Below are 16,340 nucleotides of genomic sequence, written 5' to 3'. Positions count from 1 at the left end.
TGGTTGATCACTCGGTCTGGGGGGTGCGGGTCAGCAGGCGCGGGCCCGTTCCGGTCGGTGGCGGCCGGCCCGCGCCCGGCGCAGCGCGTCGACCGACAGCTCGGCGTAGGAGAACTCGTGCTCCTCGTCGCCGCAGGCGGCCAGCGTCGCGCCGTCGAATCCGACGATCGCCGAATGACCCGAGCAGCGGTGCGGACCCGCTCGCCCCGCCGCGTTCGGCGCCACGACGTAGCAGGTGCCCAGCCAGGCCGCCGCACGTGCCGCACGCACCTGCGCGGCGGCCGGCAGGCCCGGCTCGGCCTGGTAGCGCACGAGCAGCTCCGCGCCCCGGTACCGGCAGGCCGGGCCGGCCAGCGGGTCGTCCCGGCTGATGCTCAGGCCGGTGCGCAGCCCGCCCGGACCGTCGACGACGTCGGGCGGGTCGCCCCCGCGGCCGCCCGCGCCGCGCCGGTGTCGCGCCACGACCTCGCCGCGGTCGTCGATGAGCACCACGGCGTGCCCCGGTTCGGGGCGGCAGCACCCGCCGCTGGTCGAGAACACCCCCCACACCCCGGCCGTCCGGCAGGCCCGGGAGAAGATCGCGACGTCCTCGCCGGGCTCGACCAGCGGCCCGGACGCCGGCGCCCCGCGGAAGCCGTGGGTGCCGTACTCGGGGAACACGATCAGGTCGAGGCCGGGCTCACCGTGCGCCATGCCGACCACCAGGTCGGCGATGCGCAGGTAGTTCAGCCGCACCTCGCCGCGGGTGCGCGGCGTCGGCACGGTGTGGCTGAGCACCGCGACCCCGACCGTCCTCACGACGAGACCGCGCAGGACCCGCGGTCGGCCATGATCGGACCGGCGGCCGACGGGGTGATGTCGAAGTCGAAGATCGCCGTGGGCAGGTAGAGCGTGCAGCAGGCGTTCGGGATGTCCACCACGCCGCTGACCCGGCCCTCGATCGGCGCCGACCCGAGCAGCAGGTACGCCTGCGGGCCCGAGTAGCCGAACTTCTTGAGGTACTCGATCGCGTTGAGGCAGGCGTTGCGGTACGCGACCGTCGCGTCGTTGTAGAAGTTGGTGTTCGTCTCGTGCTCCACCGAGATGCCGATGAACGTGACGAACTCCGAGTACCGCGGCTCGACGTTGCCCGGGATGAGGATCGGGTTGGTGGTGACCCCGTAGGTCTGCATGCCGCCCTTGATCAGGTCGACATGGAAGTCGATGAACCCGCCCATCTCGATGGCGCCGCAGAAGGTGATCTCGCCGTCGCCCTGGGAGAAGTGCAGGTCGCCGCCGGAGAACAGCGCGCCGGGGTGGTGCACCGGGTAGAACACGCGCGAGCCGCGGGTGAAGTTCTTGATGTCGTGGTTGCCACCGTTCTCCCGCGGCGGCACGGTGCGGGCTCCGTCGCGGCCGATACCGGCCAGTTGCTCGCCGGTGGCGGTACCACCCAGCACGGCGGCCTCCAGCGGGGGCAGCGCCAGCGGGGGCACCCGGTCGGGATCGGTGGCGATCAGCGCGCGTTCGCGCTCGTTCCACTTCGCCAGCAGCTCCGGTGAGGGTGCCGTGCCGAACAGGCCGGGGTGGGTGATGCCGGTGTAGCTGACGCCCGGGATGTGCCGCGAGGTCGCCTTCTGCCCGCTGAAGTCCCAGATGGCCTTGTAGGCGTCGGGGTACTGGTCGGTGAGGAAGCCGCCGCCGTTGAGCTTGGAGAAGATGCCGGTGTAGCCCCAGCCCTGGCCGGGGGCGTCGCCGTACTCCTGGGGCGCCTGCACCGGGCCGAGGTCGAGGATGTCGACGACGAGCAGGTCGCCCGGCTCGGCACCCTCGATCGCGATCGGGCCCGACAGCATGTGGCAGCCGTCGAGGTAGACGTCGCGGACGTCGTTGGCGGAGTCGTTGTTGCCGATCTGGGCGTCGGTCCACTCGCGGCACTCGATCCGGATCGACGATCCCGGCGCCACGGTGGCCGCCGCCGGGATGTCGGGGTGCCACCGGTTGTGGCCGGGCACGACCTGGTCGCGCATCGACTTGGCCTGGTCCACGCTGAACACGACATCAGGCACGGCGAACCTCCAACGATTCTTCTCGGACGAGCAGGGGACGGAGCTCAGGGGCGGGGCAGCCGCAGCTGACGCGGGTCGGTGACCCGCCGTTGGGCCCGCCCGGTTCGGGGTGGAGGCGAGGTGACGACGCCGGGTGTGTCGGCGCTGCGGTGCTGCGCGTCGAGGGCGCCGCGCAACGCGGACGGCATCGACCGCAGCGCCGGAGCGGTGAGGACCCGCCTCGCCTCCCGGGCGCACGACGGGCACCCGGCGGGCGCCCCCGACTCGCGCATCGGGCGGATCAGGTCGAAGGGTCCGCAGACCGTGCAGGAGAACCGGTAGGTGGGCATCGGGGCCTCCTCTCACGACCAATTACTGTCATCTCAAACTATGTTGATCGGAAGTACCTGTCAACCCTCGCCCCCCGGGCGGGTCCGCGAGCCGGGGAAGCCGGGCCGACAACGCTGCCGTCGCGCCGGACGCGCGACGCGGAACGACCACGGGTGGGTGCGGTCGGCAGGATGCGGCCGCCCGGCCTGGCCGCGCCCGGCCCCAGGAGCGATCATGAGCTCCGAACCCGACGAAGGGAGCGGCCGGTGTCCGTGGTGCGGACCGACGAGGTGCGCCGTCCCGTGCCGCTGGGCGACCTCGTGGGACGCGTCGCGCACCGGATGGCCCGGGAGGTCGAGCGGGAACTCGCCGCCGCCGGGCTCACCATCGACCAGTGGCGCGTGCTCGGCCTACTCGCCGACGGCGCCGGGCATCCCATGAGCGAGATCGCCGAGCACGCGATGGTGCCCGCACCGACCCTGACGAAGATCGTCGACCGGCTCACCGACTCCGCGATGGTGTACCGGCGGGCCGACGTGGCCGACCGCAGGCGGGTCCTGGTCCTGCTCTCCGAGCACGGCCGCACGGTGCACGACGAGCTCGCGCCGGGCGTGGCCGCCGCGGAGGACCGGATGTCCGGCGACCTCGACGCGGCCGAGCGGACGACGCTGCGCCGCCTGCTGGAGCGTCTGGCCGAGTAACCCCGGCGCGACCGGCCCGCCCTCACCCCGCCCGATCCCCCTCGGCCCGATCCCCCTCGGCCCGGCCCCCCGCCCCTGGGCCCGCGGCGCACCAGTCGGCGGTGCGCCGGTGCCGGCCGAGCCCGGCGACGACGAACTCGTCGCGGCGGGCGGCCGCGACCACTCCGAGCGCTCGCAGGGCGACCGAGATCGGCGCGCGGGCCGACACGAACTCCTCCCGGGGACCTAGCAGCAGCGGGCCGCACACGAGACTCCCGGACCGCCACACCGCTGCGGCCTGGCGTCCGTCGAGGCCGAGGTAGTCGGCCTCGACCCAGGCCAGCGGCGCGCGCATCGAGCCGGCCTCCACCAGCGCGGCGAGTCCGGGGGTGAGGACGTCGAACCCGGACTCGGGGCCGGTCAGCCACGACTGCCTGCGGTGGGCGGCGTCGCGGGTGCCGCCGGGAAGCGGCCCCGACCCCAGCACGCACAGCGACGCGGGCGTGATCTCACCGGCCAGCGGGGCGGTCACCGGCAGCAGGCCGAGACCGGGCACGGCGAGCGGCACGGCGCGCGCGTCCGGATGCGCCGTCGCCAGGGTCTCGAGCACCGAGAGGGTGCCGACCACGGCGGTCAGCTCGTAGCGCATGCCCTGGTCCGGGGCCATCGGCACCTCCCGTGTGGCGTGCACTACAGTCTACGGGAATAGTGTCAAACGGAAGTACATCCTCGTGACGATTGCTTTACGATGACAGCAGGTGTTCGGCCGGACCCGGCCGAACCGGACCAGGGGGCACCAGGTGACGACCAGCCGGCCGGACAGTGTGGTGCGTGCCCCGTTGGATCGCCTGCTCGCCCAGGTGGAGCGGCAGGTGTCCCGCCGCATCGAGGCCACGGTGGCCGCCGAGGGACTCACCGTCGACCAGTGGCGCGTGCTGCACCTGCTGGCCGACGGGTCCGGCCGCACGATGTCCGCGATCGCCGCGGCGATCGCGGTCCCCGGCCCCACCCTGACCAAGGTCGTCGACCGCCTGGTCGACGTGGCTTCGGTCTACCGGCTCCCCGACGTGCAGGACCGCAGGCGCGTGCTGGTGTTCCTCTCCGACGGCGGGCGCGCCACCCACGACCGCCTCGTAGGGCCGGTGTGCGCCGTCGAGGCGGAGGTGCTCGGCATCCTCGGACCCGAGGCGGCGCTGCTGCTCGACCTGCTCGACCGGCTCGCCGCCCGGACGTGATCCACCGACCAGACGGGCCGGTCACACGCCGCCGCTGATCTCCGCCAGCACGTCGAACTCCAGCCCGTCGGCCCGGGCCAGGTAGATGCGCTGGAGCAGGTGCCGGTCCCGTACCTGCACCGCGCCACGCGGACCCTCGTAGGTGACGGCCTCCGACGCCCCGCTGATCGCCGAGACGTCCGTGCTGCCCGCGGCGGCCGCGAGGTGCGACAGCAGCGTGATGCCCTCGAAACAGGACTCACCGGGCGAGGTGATCGCGGGAGCCGTCGGGCCCATCGAGTCCACGTAGCGGCGCTCGAAGTCCAGGCCGTGCGCGGTGCCCAGCGCCTCGAAGAAGCCGGCCGCCGAGTACAGCTCCCCGGTGTTCGCCGCCCCGGTCGCGAGCAGCATGTTCTCGTCCATCAGCGGGCTCAGACGCACGCACCGGTCGTTCAGGCGCATCTCGGTGAAGGCCCGGTTGAACTGGACCGCGTCCGAGCCCAGCAGGAACATCAGCACGCCCTGCGCGTGCGAGCGCTCCACCCGGCGCAGGGCCGGGCCGAACTCCTGGGTGCCCAGCTCCACGTACACCTCGTCGCGGATCTGCGCGCCCACCGAGTCGGCGTAGGCACGGGCCGCCCGCGCGGAGGCCCGCGGCCAGACGTAGTCGTTGCCGACGATGCACCAGGAGCGCACGCCGAGCTCTCGGGCCATCCATGCCATCGCGGGCCGCACCTGACCCGCCGGGGTCTCCCCGGTGAGGAACACCCCGGGAGTGCGCTCGCCCCCCTCGTAGAGCGCGGTGTAGACGTAGGGCACGCGACCGCGCAGCCGCGGCGCCACCGCCTGGCGGACCGCCGAGGTGTGCCACCCGGCCACCGCGGACACCGATCCCGACGCGACGAGCGATCCGACCTCGGCGGCCACCTCCAGCGGCGTGCGACCGCCGTCCACGGGCCGCAGCCGGACCTCCCGACCCAGGATGCCTCCGGCCTCGTTGATCTCCGAGACCGCCAGCCGCCCGCTCGCCCAGCACGACGGGCCGTAGATTCCGGACGGCCCGCTGCCGGGCACGACGAAGGCGACATCGAGCACGTCCGTGGCCATTCGACCTCCCCAAGCCCTCCCGGTGCGGTGAGCGCCCAGTCTGGGACCGGTGTGTTGCCGTGAGATTGACAACGGCTGCGCCGATCGAGTGGTAACTGCGCAGCTATGCATGTTAAGTAGGCCATCATGTCCCCCCGCCGCGCCAGACCGGTCACCGATGGCTGCACCGTGACGGTCTGTCGTGGGTGCTGCTGCGGCACCGAGCGCAAGCACCCCGGCGTCGACCACGCCGGCCAGGTGGCCGCGCTCGTGGACGGTGTCGGCGATGCCGGGCGGGTCCGGGTGACCGACTGCCTCGACGCCTGCGAGCGGTCCAACGTCGTGGTGGTCGGCCCCTCCCCCGCAGGCAGACGCGCCGGGGCCCGGCCCACGTGGCTGGCGAACGTCCTGCACCCGGAGACCGTGGCGGAGGTCGTCGACTGGGTGCGCGGCGGCGGGCCCGGCGTCGACGACCCGCCCGGTCTGCTCGACCTCTGCGTGTTCACGCCCTCGCGGCGCGCCCGCATGGAGGCGGGCGAGATCTGAGCAAGACACTTCCGTTCGGAAGTATTAGGGTGGGTGGATGGACCCCGACGTCGACGAGCTCGCCGCGCAGGCCCGCGCCGATCCGACCGGCCCGGAGCTCGCCCGGCTCTGGCAGGCCGTCTACGGGCTGGAGCACTGGTGGCTGCTGCCCACCGGCGACCTCACCGACCCCCGGCCGATGCTCGGCGTGGCGGGCGGGCAGCGCTACCTGCTGGCGTTCACCAGCGAGCGGCACGTCGCGACGTTCGCGAGCGCCCGTGACGGGGCCGACGCCGCACCCGGCACCGCCGCCATGACCATCACGCCCGCCGACCTCACCGGGCTGGCCGACACCCTCGCGCGGTCCGGTGTCGCGGGCGTCCTGTTCGACCAGGGGGTGCACGACCTGGTCGCGCCGATCGCGGGGCTGCCCGGGATGTGGGCGCGGTTCGGTTCCGCCACCTAGATGCGGGGCGGGGCGCGGGGACCGTCAGCGGGGACGGCGGGCCGCGTAGGCGGTCGTGGCCCGCTCGAACAGCGCGGCGGTCGTCGACGGCGCCAGCACGGGACAGCTGCTGCAGTACGGCTGCTCCCGGGCCTGGTTGACCGTCGTGCGGAAGGCCAGGCAGCAGCTCCTCCTGCGCACGTACATCCACGGCTCGCCCCCGACCCGCTGGGCGCGCACGTCCACCAGGTCGGCCCAGCCGGGCACCCGCTCCAGCCAGGCGAGGGCGTCGGCCACGTGGGCGGCCCGGTCCGCGTTCGGCCAGGACAGGTGCAGCAGCGCGCTCGCCACGGCGTTGGCCATCGCCCCGCGCAGCACGCGGCGCCCGGCCCGGGCCCGGCGGTGCAGCGTGTCGGCGACCGGATCGAGGTTCCCGGCCAGCAGCCGGTGCAGCACGGCCTCGTCGGCCGCGGCCCCGGCGATCGGCTCCGGCGCCCCGGCGAAGGCCAGGCGGCGCAGCACGCCGTCCTCGACGCGGGCCCGGATCCGGGGCATCCGGGCGTCGAGCAGGGTGCGGTCGCGGTACCGGGCGGCGAGCACCGGCGCGACCAGGCGCTGGGCGTAGCGCTCGAACAGCAGGGTGGCGGCGACCGCGGGACTCGTGGTCCCGAAGGCCGTGGCGGCGGCGGCGAGGACGGCCGGCCCGAACAGGTCCGGCACCTCCAGCCAGCCGGGCCCCGTCGGGACGCCCAGCCGGGCGACGAACCGGTCACCCAGCGCGGCTCCGCCGGCGAGGACCTCGGGTGCCGCGGTCATCGCCGGGCCCGCATCGCCCTCGGCCGCCGTGGACCCCGCAGCCGTGGACGGGCGCTCGGCCGTCGATGACCCTTCAGCCGTCGATGACGCGGTGCTCGCGCTGCTCGATCTGGCGGCGGTCGCCCTGGTAGCGGTTGGCGTCCTCGCGCTTCTTCGGCAGCCGGTCGTTCGCGATCAGCACGGCCATCCAGGGCAGCGGGATCGACAGGACCAGCAGGGTGACCGCGAGCCACGGGGTGGTGTAGAACACCGCCGCGAGGATCATCAGCGGGATCCGCATCCCCATCATGATCTTGTATCGGTGCTTGCGAGCGGCGAGCTCCTCCTCGTAGGACAACGCCGCGTCCGTGATCAGGACCGGGTTCGCCGCATGCTGCGGGTCGGCCACGGAAACTCCTTCGCCGGCGCCCGGGGGCGCCCTCGCCGGCGGCGCTGGTGACCAGCGGTGGCCACGGGAACCGGGCCACTCGACCGCCACCCGCCATCGTGCCACTCAGCCCGAGGTCTCGCCTGCCGACCCGGCCGTGATCCCGAACGCCGACGGGACCCCGGACGTCGGGGGCGGACCGAGCAGCTCGTGCAGTGCGGCGGCCGTGCGCGGCCGGGCGCTCGACCCGGCCCGGGCCAGCAGCCGATGCACCGCGGGGGCCCACGCCGGACCCAGCCGTGCGGAGCGCAGCAGCGCGGCGTCGCCCAGCACCGCCGAGGCCTCCCCCGTGACGACCCGCCCGTCCGCGACGACCGCCACCTCGTCGGCCCAGCGCTGCGCGAGGTCGACGTCGTGGGTGGACAGCACCGGGGTGGTGCCGGCGGCGTGCAGGCCGACCAGCGTGTCCAGCAGCTCCTCCACCCCCGCCGGGTCCAGGCCCGCGGTCGGTTCGTCGAGCACCAGCAGCCGCGGCGCCATCGCGACCGCACCGGCGATGGCCACCCGCTTCTTCTGCCCGAACGAGAGCAGGTGCGTCGGCCGGTCGGCGAGCGCTCCGATCCCCAGCGCCGCGAGCGCACCGTCGACGCGGGACCGCACCTCGTCGGGGGGCAGCCCCAGGTTGACCGGTCCGAAGGACACGTCCTGCGCCACGCCGGCCGAGAACAGCTGGTCGTCGGGATCCTGCAGGACCAGCTGCGCCTGCGTGCGCAGCGCGGTGAGCCCGCGCCGGTTGCGCACCACCGGCACGCCGTCGAGCAGCACCGCACCCGCCGCCGGGGCCAGCGCCCCCGCGAGCAGGCGGAACAGCGTCGTCTTCCCGCCCCCGTTGGGTCCGAGCACGGCGACCCGACGCCCGGGGTGCAGGGCCAGGTCGGCCCCGTCGAGGACGGGCCGGTCGGTCTCGTAGGCGAAGGTCAGGCCCCGCGCCTCGAGCACCGGCGTCACGCCAGCACCAGGGTGGTGGACACGACCGCGACCACCAGCCCCACCGAGGCGACGACGAACGGCACCGACACCGGCCGCTCCTGCACCTGCACCCGCAGCGAGCCGGTGTACCCGCGCAGCGCCAGCCCCTGCTCCAGGCGCCGGGCCCGGTCCAGCGACCCCACGAAGATCGCGGCGCCCTGCGCGGCGACGCACCGGTAGGTCGTGCGCCAGGTGCGGAACCCCAGTCGGCCCGCCTGCGCCTCGCGCACGGCCGCGGCGGTGTCGAGCAGCAGGAACAGCAGCCGGTAGATCAGCGCCGCGACCTCGGTGACCGCCGCCGGGACGCCGAGGCGCTCCAGCCGCGGCAGCGCGTCGGCCAGCGGCGTGCTCGCGGCGAACAGGATCAGGCACAGCAGCGCGGCCGTGGCCCGCCCGGCCAGCGCGACCGCGGCGCCGATGCCCTCGGGCGCCCAGCGGATCAGCGGGTCCCCCCCGACGGCGACGAGCAGCGGCACCGACCCGACGGCGACGAACACCAGCGGCGCCCGCAGCGCGCGCAGCAGCTGCCCGGGTCGCAGGGCCAGCGGCCCGAGCAGGACCGCGAGCGCGCAGGCCCCGACGAGCAGGGCGCCCGGCCACGGCGGCAGCGCCACCGCGCAGCCGAGCAGCCCCAGCGCGAGCACGGCCTTCTCCCCCGGGTGCCGTCGGCGCCACGGGTTGGTGTGGGCCAGCGCGTCGAGGGAGTGCATCAGGTCCGGTGGTCGTCGACGGGTGGGGACGCGCCGCCCGAGCTGGTCGCCCGCAGCTTGCGCCGGGTGTTCAGGCTGCCGAACAGGTATCCGAGGAAGCCCGCCCCGATCGCCGCCTGCAGCGCGAACAGCGTGGACGCCGTCTCGGGCTCCGGCTCGAACAGCGGGGAGAACCAGGGCTCGTAGTCGGGGTTGTCGGCCTCGATCTGCTCGACGGCCACCCCGTCCGCCCCGCCGAACTCGGTCTCGCTGCCGATGAACGCCAGCGGGATGATCGCGATGACCAGCACCGCCACCACGAGCAGCCAGTTGACCAGCGTGGAACGCGACATCTCAGACCTCCTGCGGTGCGGACGCGGCGGGACGGGGGCGCAGGACACCGAGGCGGCGCAGCTCGTCGGGGCTGACCTTGATCAGCAGGCGCACGATCAGGACCGTGAGCAGGCCCTCACAGATCGCGAGCGGGATCTGGGTGATCGAGAAGATCGTGCCGAACTTGACGATCGAGCCCAGGACGCCGGAGGTGACGTCGGGGTAGGCGAGCGCGAGCTGCACCGAGGTGGTCGAGTAGGTGGCGAGGTCGGCGAGCGACGCGGCCAGGAACACGCCGAGGGACAGCCCCCCGCCCAGCTTGCGGACCAGCACGAACACGCCATACGCGACCCACGGGCCGACGATCGCCAGGGAGAAGGCGTTGGCCCCGAGCGTCGTGATCCCGCCGTGGGCGATCAGCAGCGCCTGGAACAGCAGCACGATCGTGCCGAGCATGGCCATCACCGGGGGTCTGAACAGGATCGCCCCCAACCCGGTGCCGGTGGGGTGCGAGCTCGAGCCGGTGACCGACGGGATCTTCAGCGCCGACAGCACGAACGCGAACGCCCCCGCCGCCCCCAGCAGGAGCTTGGTGTCGGGGTCCTCGCGGACCTGCTTGACCACCGCCCGGGCGCCGTGCACCACGAACGGCGCAGCGACGACCGTCCACGCCGCGGCGTGCAGCGGTGGCAGATACCCCTCAGCGATGTGCATGACGGCTCCCAGGGATGGTCGCGACAGCGTGGTCTGGCGACCTTAGAACCCCGGACGGGTGACCTGCAAGCATGAACAGGTCTTCATTTGTTGACGTTCAGGTTTCGTCCGCGACACCGTGCGCGTGCAGGGCCACGTCGCCGACGACGCCCTCGGAGACGACGTCGAGCAGCCGTTCGGTGAGACCGCCCGTCACGCGGTAGCGCACCAGCCGGCCCTCGCGGTGCGCGAGCACCATGCCGTGGGCGCGCAGCAGGCGCAGGGCGTGCGACACCGCACTGTCGCTCATGCCGACCGCGAACGCCAGGTCGGACACGCACAGATCACCCGCGTGGTGCAGTGCGAGCAGGATGCTGAGCCGGTTGACGTCGCCCAGCGCGTCGAGCACGGCGGCCGCCTGCTGGACCTGTGCGGTGTCGGCGAGCACCGCGGTGGCGTCGCAGACCTGGTCCGGGTCCACGACGCGCGCCCGGTGGCGGGGTTCGGACAGCTGGTGCACGTCAGGCCTTCGCGGCTGTCGCGGCGTCGTTCTTCGCCGCGTCGTTCTTCGCCGCGGCGTCCTTCGCCGCCGCCTTGGCCGCCTGCTTGAACTCCCGGACCTTCGCCAGCGACGCCGGGTCGACGACGTCGGCCACCGAGCGGTACGCGCCGTCCTCGCCGTAGCTGCCCGCGGCCTCCCGCCAGCCGTCGGGGGCGACCCCGCGTTGCTTGCCCAGCAGCGCGGTGAAGATCTGCGCCTTCTGCTTGCCGAACCCGGGCAGCGCCACGAGCCGGGAGTACAGCTCCGCGCCGTCGGCCGCGCCGGTCCACACGAGCGTGACGTCGCCGTCGTACTGCTCGACCAGCGCCGCGCACAGGGCCTGCACCCGCCCGGCCATCGACCTCGGGTAGCGGTGCAGCGCGCGCGGCGTGGCGAACACGGCGATCAGCTCGTCGGGGTCGTACCCGGCGATCTCGCGGGCGTCGAGGGTGTCACGGCCCAGGCGCCGGGCCAGCTCGGCCGGCGCCCAGAACGCGTGCTCCATCGGGATCTGCTGGTCGAGCAGCATCCCGATCAGCAGGGCGAGCGGGTCGCGGTCGAGCAGCGCGTCGGAGTCGGGGTCCTGGCTCAGTCGCAGCGGCACGCCACGAGCCTAGCGCCGCCTGCGCGGTGTGCATCCGATGTGCCCCGTGCGTCGGTAGTCCCTCACGCAAGCTCCGCCCACCCTCGAGAGGATCATCCGTGCGACGCTTCACCCTCGCCGCCTGCGGACTGCTCGCCGCAGCCGCGACGACCCTGGCCATCGCGCCCGCAGCCTTCGCCCAGGACACGGGCACCGTCTACGTGGTCCACGGCATCCCGGACACGCCCGTGGACGTCTACGTCGACGGTGAGCGCGCCATCGACGACTTCGAGCCCGGCACGTCCACCGGCCCGGTCGACCTGCCCGCGGGATCCCGCGAGGTCACGATCTTCGCCGCCGACTCCGACGGCTCCGGCGACCCGCTGCTCGCGGCCACCGCCGACCTCCCGGCCGGGGCGAGCGTCACCCTCGCCGCCCACCTGACCGAGGCGGGCGAGCCGACCGTCACCCCGTTCGTCAACGACGTCTCCGACGTGGCCGCGGGCCAGGCACGGCTCGCGGTGCGCCACACCGCGGCCGCCCCGGCCGTCGACGTGCTGGCGGGCGGCGCGCCCGTCGTCAGCGGGTTGAGCAACCCGAACCAGGAGGCGCTGGAGGTGCCCGCGGGCACCGTCTCGGCCGCGGTCGCCGCGGCCGGCACCACCGATCCCGTCATCGGCCCGGCCGATCTCGACCTCGGCGAGGGCACCGCGACGTTCGTGCACGCCATCGGCTCGCTCGAGGACGACACGCTCGGCCTCGTCGTGTTCACCGTCGACGGCCTGCACAGCGCCCCCTCGGGCGTGCCGTCGGGCGCGCCGTCCGGTGCGCCGTACGAGCCGGGCGTGCCGGCGGGGCTGCTGGCACTGGGCCTGGCCGGTGCGGCGCTGGTCGCCGCCGCGGCGACCGGCCGTGCGGTGACGGGCACCCGCCGCTGAGCGGCACCCGCACCCCTCCCCGGGGTGGCCGGGGACGGGGTGGCCGGGGGGTGGTGGCTGCGTGGGGGCTGGTGGCTGCGGTCGTGCTCGCGGGGTGTGCGGCGCCCGGCCCCTCCCCCGCACCTGCCGCGCCCCCCACCGCCGCCACGACCGCGCCCACCGCGGCGTCGGCCGCCGACGGTGATCGTCTCGCGGCTCCCGTCCGGGTGCGGTTGGCTGCGGTGGACGTCGACGCCGCCGTGGTCGACGTCGGCGTCGACGAGCTGGGTGAGATGGAGGTGCCACCGGAGGTGAGCACGGTCGGCTGGTACCGCTTCGGCCCCGGGCCGGGGGCGCCGGCCGGGTCGAGCGTGCTGTCGGGTCACGTCGACGACCGGGTGCAGGGTCGCGGCGCGTTCTACCGGCTCTCCGAGCTCGCGGTCGGCGACCCGGTGCAGGTCGATCTCGCCGACGGCACGGTGCTCGGGTTCCGCGTCGACGCCGTGGCCCGGATCGACAAGGACGAGCTGCCCGTCGAGCAGCTCTTCGCCCGCGACGGCGCCCCGGTGCTGACGCTGGTGACCTGCGGCGGCGACTTCGACCGGGACACGCGCAGCTACCGCGAGAACGTGGTCGTCACCGCGGTTCCCGTCCCGTGACCGGCGGCGCGGACGGCGACCTGGCCGGGCGTTTCCTGGCCGGGGAGCCGGCCGCGCTCCGGGAGCTCTACGACCTGCACGCCCGCGCCGTGTTCGGGTTCGCCCTGCGCTGCCTGCGCAGCCACCACGATGCCGAGGACGTCACCCAGCAGGTGTTCGTGCGGGCCTGGCGCGGCCGGGCCACGTTCGACCCCGCACGCGGCAGGCTCGGGCAGTGGCTCGTCGGCATCGCCCGCCGCCAGGTGGCCGACCGGCTGACCGCCCGCACCCGGGAGACCGACATCATGTCCCGAGCGGCACGGGTCGAGGGCAGGGCGGTGTCGCGCGGGGTGCCCGATCGGGTCGTGGAGGCGGTGGTCGTCGCCGACGAGCTGAACCGGTTGCCGCCGCAGCAACGAACGGTGGTCCGTCTGGCCTTCTTCGACGACCTGACCCACCAGCAGATCGCCACGCTGACGGGTCTCCCGCTCGGCACGGTCAAGAGTCATCTCCGGCGCGGGCTGGAGCGGTTGCGACGACGCTGGGAGGTCGACGGTGTGGCACCCCGATCCTGACCTGCTCGCACTCGCCGCGCTGCCCTCGGAGCGGCGCGACGCGGCCGTGGACGAACACCTGAGCGGCTGCGCGCTGTGCCGCGGGCACGTCGAGTCCCTGCGCCGCACCGTGGAGCTCGCGGTGGCGGGCGGCACCGGCGGAGAGGACGAGGACCCGCCGGAGCGCATCTGGACCGCGATCACCGGCGAGCTCGACATCGTCGAGGAGCCGCCGCCGCGGACGCGGTGGCGGCGGTTCGCGCTCCCGGTGGCGGCCGCCGTGCTCGGCGTCGCCGCCGGGCTCGGCATCGGCTATGCGGTGGCCGCCGCCCCGCCCGCCGAGCGTCCGCTGGCCACTCTCGCCCCGGTGGAGTCGGCGGGCACGGGGACGGCCGCGCTCACCGAGCGCGCCGGCGTGCGCGAGATGGTCGTGCGCGTCCACGGCGTCACGACCCCGGCGGGCACCGACTACCTGGAGGCCTGGTTGATGGACGGCACCGGCACCGGGCTGGTGTCCCTCGGGTCACTGGCGCCCGACGGCGACGGCTTCCGGGGCGCCTTCACGGTGCCGGCCGACCTCCCGCTCGCCGAGTTCGGGGTCCTCGACGTCTCCGCGGAACGCTGGGACGGCGACGCGGGCCACTCCGGCGACAGCCTGCTGCGCGGCCCGGTGGCCTGACCGCGCCCGCCCGCCCCGGGTTCGCGCGCCGACCCGCGTCCCGCGCGCCGTCGGCAGCGCGCGGGACCAGCGCGAGCGCGCGAGACGCCTGCGGGCGGGCGGGCCTGGCCGCGGCGGTGCGGCGGCGGTGGGCTTGGATCGGGGGGTGCTTCCCCACCTCTCACCCGCCGCCGCCGACGCCCTGCGCACCGCCTTCTCCCGATCCCGCTACACCACCGACGGGGTGCGCGAGCTGCTCGGGAACTCCGCCCACGCGGCGCTCGGCCGCGGCGAGGTCGAGCCCGCCCACCGGGCCACCCGCGACGGCGGTGAGCTGGGGGTGCTGGTGCGGCTGCTGCTGCTCGGGGCCGTCGAGCCGGACGCCGCGGTGGCCTCGGCGCTCGCCCCGCTCACCCCGGCCGATGCCGCGGCCGCCGGGCTGCTGCGGGCCGTGGAGGGAGGCTGGGCGGCCGCGCTGGACCTGCGCCCGTACGCCGAGGAGGAGGGGTCGGGCTGGTGGGTGCTCTCGGATCTCGACGCGGGCCGACACGAGCGCGACCACGTCACCGGCGTCGGCGGGGCGTCGCTGACGCTGGCGGCGGCGACCGACCGGACGCCGGTGGGCACCCTGCTCGACCTCGGCACCGGCTGCGGGGTGCAGGCGCTGCACGCCACCCGGCACGCGGGCGCGGTCACCGCCACCGACGTGGCCCCCCGGGCGCTCGCGATGGCCGCGGCCACGTTCGCCCTCAACGGCCTCGACGTCGAGCTGCGGGACGGCCCGTGGCTGGAGCCGGTGGCCGGGCGGCGCTTCGACCGGATCGTGTCCAACCCGCCGTTCGTGCCCGGACCCGCGCGCGTCGACTACGTCTACCGCGACTCCGGGCGCGCCGGGGACGACGCGCTGGCCGCGCTGGTCGCCGACCTGCCCGCGCACCTGGAACCCGGCGGCGTGGCACAGCTGCTGGGCTCCTGGCTGCACGTGCGCGGCGAGGACTGGCCCGACCGGGTGCGCTCCTGGCTCCCGCCCGGCGTGGACGCCTGGATCGTGCAGCGGGAGGTGGCCGACCCGGCGATGCACGTGGGGACCTGGCAGCGCGACGCCGGGCTCGACCTCACCGCACCGGCGACCCGCGCGCAGGCCGGCGCGTGGCTGGACTGGATGGACGCCGAGCGCGTCGAGGCGATCGGGTTCGGACACCTGGTCCTGCGACGAACCGACGAGCCCCCGGTGGTCGTGGTGGAGGACCTCCTCGGCGAGGTCACCGACCCGCTCGGGCCCGAGGTGGCGTCCTGGCTACGCGGCGTCGACTGGCTGCGCGCCCACGGCAGCGACGACGCGCTGCTCGGCGCGCGGCTCGCCCTCGCCCCGGGCGTGGTCCTGGAGAGCTGGGCCGAGCCCGGCGACGACGGCTGGACCGCCGCGGGCACGGCCGTGGCCCGCCCGGACGGCCCGCGCTGGCGCCACGAGGTCGACGAACCCGCGGCCGCCCTGCTGGCGGGCTGCCGCGGAGCGCTGCCGCTCGGCGAGCTGGTGGAGCTGCTGGCGTTCGCCCACGACCGCCCGGCGGGTGAGCTGGTGGCCGCGACCGTGCCCGCGGTGCGCGAGCTCGTCCGGCACGGGCTGCTGGTCCCGGCGTGAGGGGGCGCCGCGAATGAGGGCGGTCGTCGCCCGGGTCGCCCGGGCCGCCGTGCGCGTCGACGGCGACGTGGTCGGCGAGATCGCGGGCCCCGGGCTGCTCGTCCTGCTGGGGGTGCACCGCGACGACACCCTCGACTCCGTCCCCGTCATGGCCCGCAAGCTGCACGAGCTGCGGATCCTCGACGGCGAGCGGTCCTGCGCCGAGGTCGGCGCGCCGCTGCTGGTGGTCAGCCAGTTCACCCTCTACGGCGACACCCGCAAGGGGCGCCGCCCGTCCTGGTCGGCCGCCGCGCGGCCCGACCACGCCGAGCCGCTGGTCGACGCCGTGGTCGACGCGTTGCGCGAGCGCGGCGCCACCGTCGGCACCGGCGTGTTCGGCGCGGACATGGCCGTGGAGTCGGTGAACGACGGCCCGTTCACGGTCCTGCTGGAGGTCTGACCCGAATCCGCAGGTAGGTGCGCGACACGGGCCCCGAAATGAGGATGGGTGCCCTGCTGAGCTGGGAAAATGGTCTGTGCGAAGAGATCAAAGTCCCGGGCGGAAGGGCACCCATCAGATGCGGAAGATACGCG

General features: G+C 74.9%; 23 protein-coding genes. 10 read left to right on the top strand and 13 right to left on the bottom strand.

Going from position 1 to position 16,340, the window contains the following annotated elements; all coding sequences use genetic code 11:
• Nucleotides 1-30 precede the first annotated feature (30 nt).
• The 3 genes from Q1K26_RS09110 to Q1K26_RS09100 are packed head-to-tail and all read right to left on the bottom strand — an operon-like array spanning nt 31 to nt 2,377.
• Nucleotides 31-798, bottom strand: a complete 768-nt coding sequence (locus Q1K26_RS09110) for a nitrilase-related carbon-nitrogen hydrolase (RefSeq protein ID WP_300009154.1) — start codon at nt 796-798, stop codon at nt 31-33.
• The gene (gene fmdA, locus Q1K26_RS09105) at nt 795-2,048 is read right to left on the bottom strand and encodes a formamidase (RefSeq protein WP_300009153.1); all 1,254 of its coding nucleotides are present in this window, start codon (nt 2,046-2,048) and stop codon (nt 795-797) included. The genes Q1K26_RS09110 and fmdA overlap by 4 nt, the downstream gene beginning before the upstream one ends.
• A gap of 44 nt (nt 2,049-2,092) precedes the next feature.
• Complete coding sequence (locus Q1K26_RS09100; RefSeq protein ID WP_300009152.1) at nt 2,093-2,377, bottom strand: zinc ribbon domain-containing protein; 285 nt, start codon at nt 2,375-2,377, stop codon at nt 2,093-2,095.
• Nucleotides 2,378-2,623: 246 nt separating this feature from the next.
• Between Q1K26_RS09100 and Q1K26_RS09095 the strand changes: the two genes are divergently transcribed.
• Nucleotides 2,624-3,058: a MarR family transcriptional regulator gene (locus tag Q1K26_RS09095; protein WP_300009151.1), complete on the top strand. Its 435-nt coding sequence runs from the start codon at nt 2,624-2,626 to the stop codon at nt 3,056-3,058.
• Nucleotides 3,059-3,080: 22 nt separating this feature from the next.
• Here the strand turns inward: Q1K26_RS09095 and Q1K26_RS09090 are convergent, their stop codons facing one another.
• Nucleotides 3,081-3,704, bottom strand: coding sequence for a hypothetical protein (locus tag Q1K26_RS09090; RefSeq protein WP_300009150.1), 624 nt, complete (start codon nt 3,702-3,704; stop codon nt 3,081-3,083).
• 133 nt (nt 3,705-3,837) lie between these two features.
• On the opposite strand from Q1K26_RS09090, the gene Q1K26_RS09085 reads away from it, so the two are divergent.
• Nucleotides 3,838-4,272 carry a MarR family transcriptional regulator gene (locus Q1K26_RS09085; RefSeq protein ID WP_300009149.1) on the top strand — a complete coding sequence of 145 codons (435 nt, stop codon included), beginning with the start codon at nt 3,838-3,840 and terminating at the stop codon, nt 4,270-4,272.
• Nucleotides 4,273-4,293: 21 nt separating this feature from the next.
• On the opposite strand, the gene Q1K26_RS09080 is transcribed toward Q1K26_RS09085, so the two are convergent.
• A complete protein-coding gene (locus Q1K26_RS09080) occupies nt 4,294-5,358 on the bottom strand; it encodes a substrate-binding domain-containing protein (protein ID WP_300009148.1) in 1,065 nt (354 codons plus the stop codon).
• 126 nt (nt 5,359-5,484) lie between these two features.
• Here Q1K26_RS09080 and Q1K26_RS09075 point away from each other — a divergent pair, with 126 nt between their 5' ends.
• Together Q1K26_RS09075 and Q1K26_RS09070 are read left to right on the top strand one after the other, a co-directional pair.
• The gene (locus Q1K26_RS09075; RefSeq protein ID WP_300009147.1) at nt 5,485-5,883 is read left to right on the top strand and encodes a hypothetical protein; all 399 of its coding nucleotides are present in this window, start codon (nt 5,485-5,487) and stop codon (nt 5,881-5,883) included.
• A 37-nt stretch (nt 5,884-5,920) separates the two neighbouring features.
• On the top strand, nt 5,921-6,328 hold the full coding sequence (locus Q1K26_RS09070; protein WP_300009146.1) for a hypothetical protein: 408 nt from the start codon (nt 5,921-5,923) through the stop codon (nt 6,326-6,328).
• A 24-nt stretch (nt 6,329-6,352) separates the two neighbouring features.
• Here Q1K26_RS09070 and Q1K26_RS09065 read toward each other — a convergent pair whose 3' ends face one another.
• The 8 genes from Q1K26_RS09065 to Q1K26_RS09030 form a co-directional block, all read right to left on the bottom strand.
• Nucleotides 6,353-7,123 carry an IucA/IucC family C-terminal-domain containing protein gene (locus Q1K26_RS09065; protein WP_300009145.1) on the bottom strand — a complete coding sequence of 257 codons (771 nt, stop codon included), beginning with the start codon at nt 7,121-7,123 and terminating at the stop codon, nt 6,353-6,355.
• A gap of 73 nt (nt 7,124-7,196) precedes the next feature.
• Nucleotides 7,197-7,511 (bottom strand): DUF3099 domain-containing protein, encoded by a 315-nt coding sequence (locus tag Q1K26_RS09060; protein ID WP_300009144.1) that lies wholly within the window; start codon nt 7,509-7,511, stop codon nt 7,197-7,199.
• A 105-nt stretch (nt 7,512-7,616) separates the two neighbouring features.
• Nucleotides 7,617-8,498 (bottom strand): ATP-binding cassette domain-containing protein, encoded by an 882-nt coding sequence (locus Q1K26_RS09055; protein ID WP_300009143.1) that lies wholly within the window; start codon nt 8,496-8,498, stop codon nt 7,617-7,619.
• Nucleotides 8,495-9,229, bottom strand: coding sequence for a cobalt ECF transporter T component CbiQ (cbiQ, locus tag Q1K26_RS09050; RefSeq protein WP_300009142.1), 735 nt, complete (start codon nt 9,227-9,229; stop codon nt 8,495-8,497). The genes Q1K26_RS09055 and cbiQ overlap by 4 nt, the downstream gene beginning before the upstream one ends.
• On the bottom strand, nt 9,229-9,561 hold the full coding sequence (locus tag Q1K26_RS09045) for an energy-coupling factor ABC transporter substrate-binding protein (protein WP_300009141.1): 333 nt from the start codon (nt 9,559-9,561) through the stop codon (nt 9,229-9,231). The genes cbiQ and Q1K26_RS09045 overlap by 1 nt, the downstream gene beginning before the upstream one ends.
• A 1-nt stretch (nt 9,562) precedes the next feature.
• Nucleotides 9,563-10,255, bottom strand: a complete 693-nt coding sequence (locus Q1K26_RS09040; protein ID WP_300009140.1) for an energy-coupling factor ABC transporter permease — start codon at nt 10,253-10,255, stop codon at nt 9,563-9,565.
• Between the two features lie 97 nt (nt 10,256-10,352).
• On the bottom strand, nt 10,353-10,754 hold the full coding sequence (locus Q1K26_RS09035; protein WP_300009139.1) for a metalloregulator ArsR/SmtB family transcription factor: 402 nt from the start codon (nt 10,752-10,754) through the stop codon (nt 10,353-10,355).
• Nucleotide 10,755: 1 nt separating this feature from the next.
• Complete coding sequence (locus Q1K26_RS09030) at nt 10,756-11,379, bottom strand: HhH-GPD-type base excision DNA repair protein (RefSeq protein ID WP_300009138.1); 624 nt, start codon at nt 11,377-11,379, stop codon at nt 10,756-10,758.
• 98 nt (nt 11,380-11,477) lie between these two features.
• Between Q1K26_RS09030 and Q1K26_RS09025 the strand changes: the two genes are divergently transcribed.
• The 6 genes from Q1K26_RS09025 (at nt 11,478) to dtd (ending at nt 16,206) form a co-directional block, all read left to right on the top strand.
• Nucleotides 11,478-12,296 carry a DUF4397 domain-containing protein gene (locus Q1K26_RS09025; RefSeq protein ID WP_300009137.1) on the top strand — a complete coding sequence of 273 codons (819 nt, stop codon included), beginning with the start codon at nt 11,478-11,480 and terminating at the stop codon, nt 12,294-12,296.
• A gap of 50 nt (nt 12,297-12,346) precedes the next feature.
• A complete protein-coding gene (locus Q1K26_RS09020) occupies nt 12,347-12,934 on the top strand; it encodes a class F sortase (RefSeq protein ID WP_300009136.1) in 588 nt (195 codons plus the stop codon).
• Nucleotides 12,931-13,488 carry a sigma-70 family RNA polymerase sigma factor gene (locus tag Q1K26_RS09015; RefSeq protein ID WP_300009135.1) on the top strand — a complete coding sequence of 186 codons (558 nt, stop codon included), beginning with the start codon at nt 12,931-12,933 and terminating at the stop codon, nt 13,486-13,488. Before Q1K26_RS09020 ends, Q1K26_RS09015 begins: the two co-directional genes overlap by 4 nt.
• Entirely contained in the window at nt 13,469-14,146 is a 678-nt protein-coding gene (locus Q1K26_RS09010) for an anti-sigma factor (protein WP_300009134.1), read from the top strand. The genes Q1K26_RS09015 and Q1K26_RS09010 overlap by 20 nt, the downstream gene beginning before the upstream one ends.
• 145 nt (nt 14,147-14,291) lie before the next feature.
• On the top strand, nt 14,292-15,767 hold the full coding sequence (locus Q1K26_RS09005; protein WP_300009133.1) for a methyltransferase: 1,476 nt from the start codon (nt 14,292-14,294) through the stop codon (nt 15,765-15,767).
• A 13-nt stretch (nt 15,768-15,780) separates the two neighbouring features.
• Nucleotides 15,781-16,206 (top strand): D-aminoacyl-tRNA deacylase, encoded by a 426-nt coding sequence (gene dtd / locus Q1K26_RS09000; RefSeq protein WP_300009132.1) that lies wholly within the window; start codon nt 15,781-15,783, stop codon nt 16,204-16,206.
• Nucleotides 16,207-16,340 lie beyond the last annotated feature (134 nt).

Origin of the sequence: Pseudonocardia sp. (genome assembly GCF_029263155.1) — a bacterium.
Lineage (GTDB): Bacteria > Actinomycetota > Actinomycetes > Mycobacteriales > Pseudonocardiaceae > Pseudonocardia.
The sequence above is the reverse complement of the archived record's forward strand: the minus strand, read 5'-3'. Positions and strand labels throughout refer to the sequence as shown.

Coding starts and splice junctions, on each gene's coding strand:
- Q1K26_RS09075 (WP_300009147.1), top strand. CDS start 5,485: ATGTCCCCCCGCCGCGCCAGACCGGTCACCGATGGCTGCACCGTGACG.
- dtd (WP_300009132.1), top strand. CDS start 15,781: ATGAGGGCGGTCGTCGCCCGGGTCGCCCGGGCCGCCGTGCGCGTCGAC.
- Q1K26_RS09065 (WP_300009145.1), bottom strand. CDS start 7,123: ATGACCGCGGCACCCGAGGTCCTCGCCGGCGGAGCCGCGCTGGGTGAC.
- Q1K26_RS09100 (WP_300009152.1), bottom strand. CDS start 2,377: ATGCCCACCTACCGGTTCTCCTGCACGGTCTGCGGACCCTTCGACCTG.
- cbiQ (WP_300009142.1), bottom strand. CDS start 9,229: ATGCACTCCCTCGACGCGCTGGCCCACACCAACCCGTGGCGCCGACGG.
- Q1K26_RS09090 (WP_300009150.1), bottom strand. CDS start 3,704: ATGGCCCCGGACCAGGGCATGCGCTACGAGCTGACCGCCGTGGTCGGC.
- Q1K26_RS09045 (WP_300009141.1), bottom strand. CDS start 9,561: ATGTCGCGTTCCACGCTGGTCAACTGGCTGCTCGTGGTGGCGGTGCTG.
- Q1K26_RS09080 (WP_300009148.1), bottom strand. CDS start 5,358: ATGGCCACGGACGTGCTCGATGTCGCCTTCGTCGTGCCCGGCAGCGGG.
- Q1K26_RS09070 (WP_300009146.1), top strand. CDS start 5,921: ATGGACCCCGACGTCGACGAGCTCGCCGCGCAGGCCCGCGCCGATCCG.
- Q1K26_RS09040 (WP_300009140.1), bottom strand. CDS start 10,255: ATGCACATCGCTGAGGGGTATCTGCCACCGCTGCACGCCGCGGCGTGG.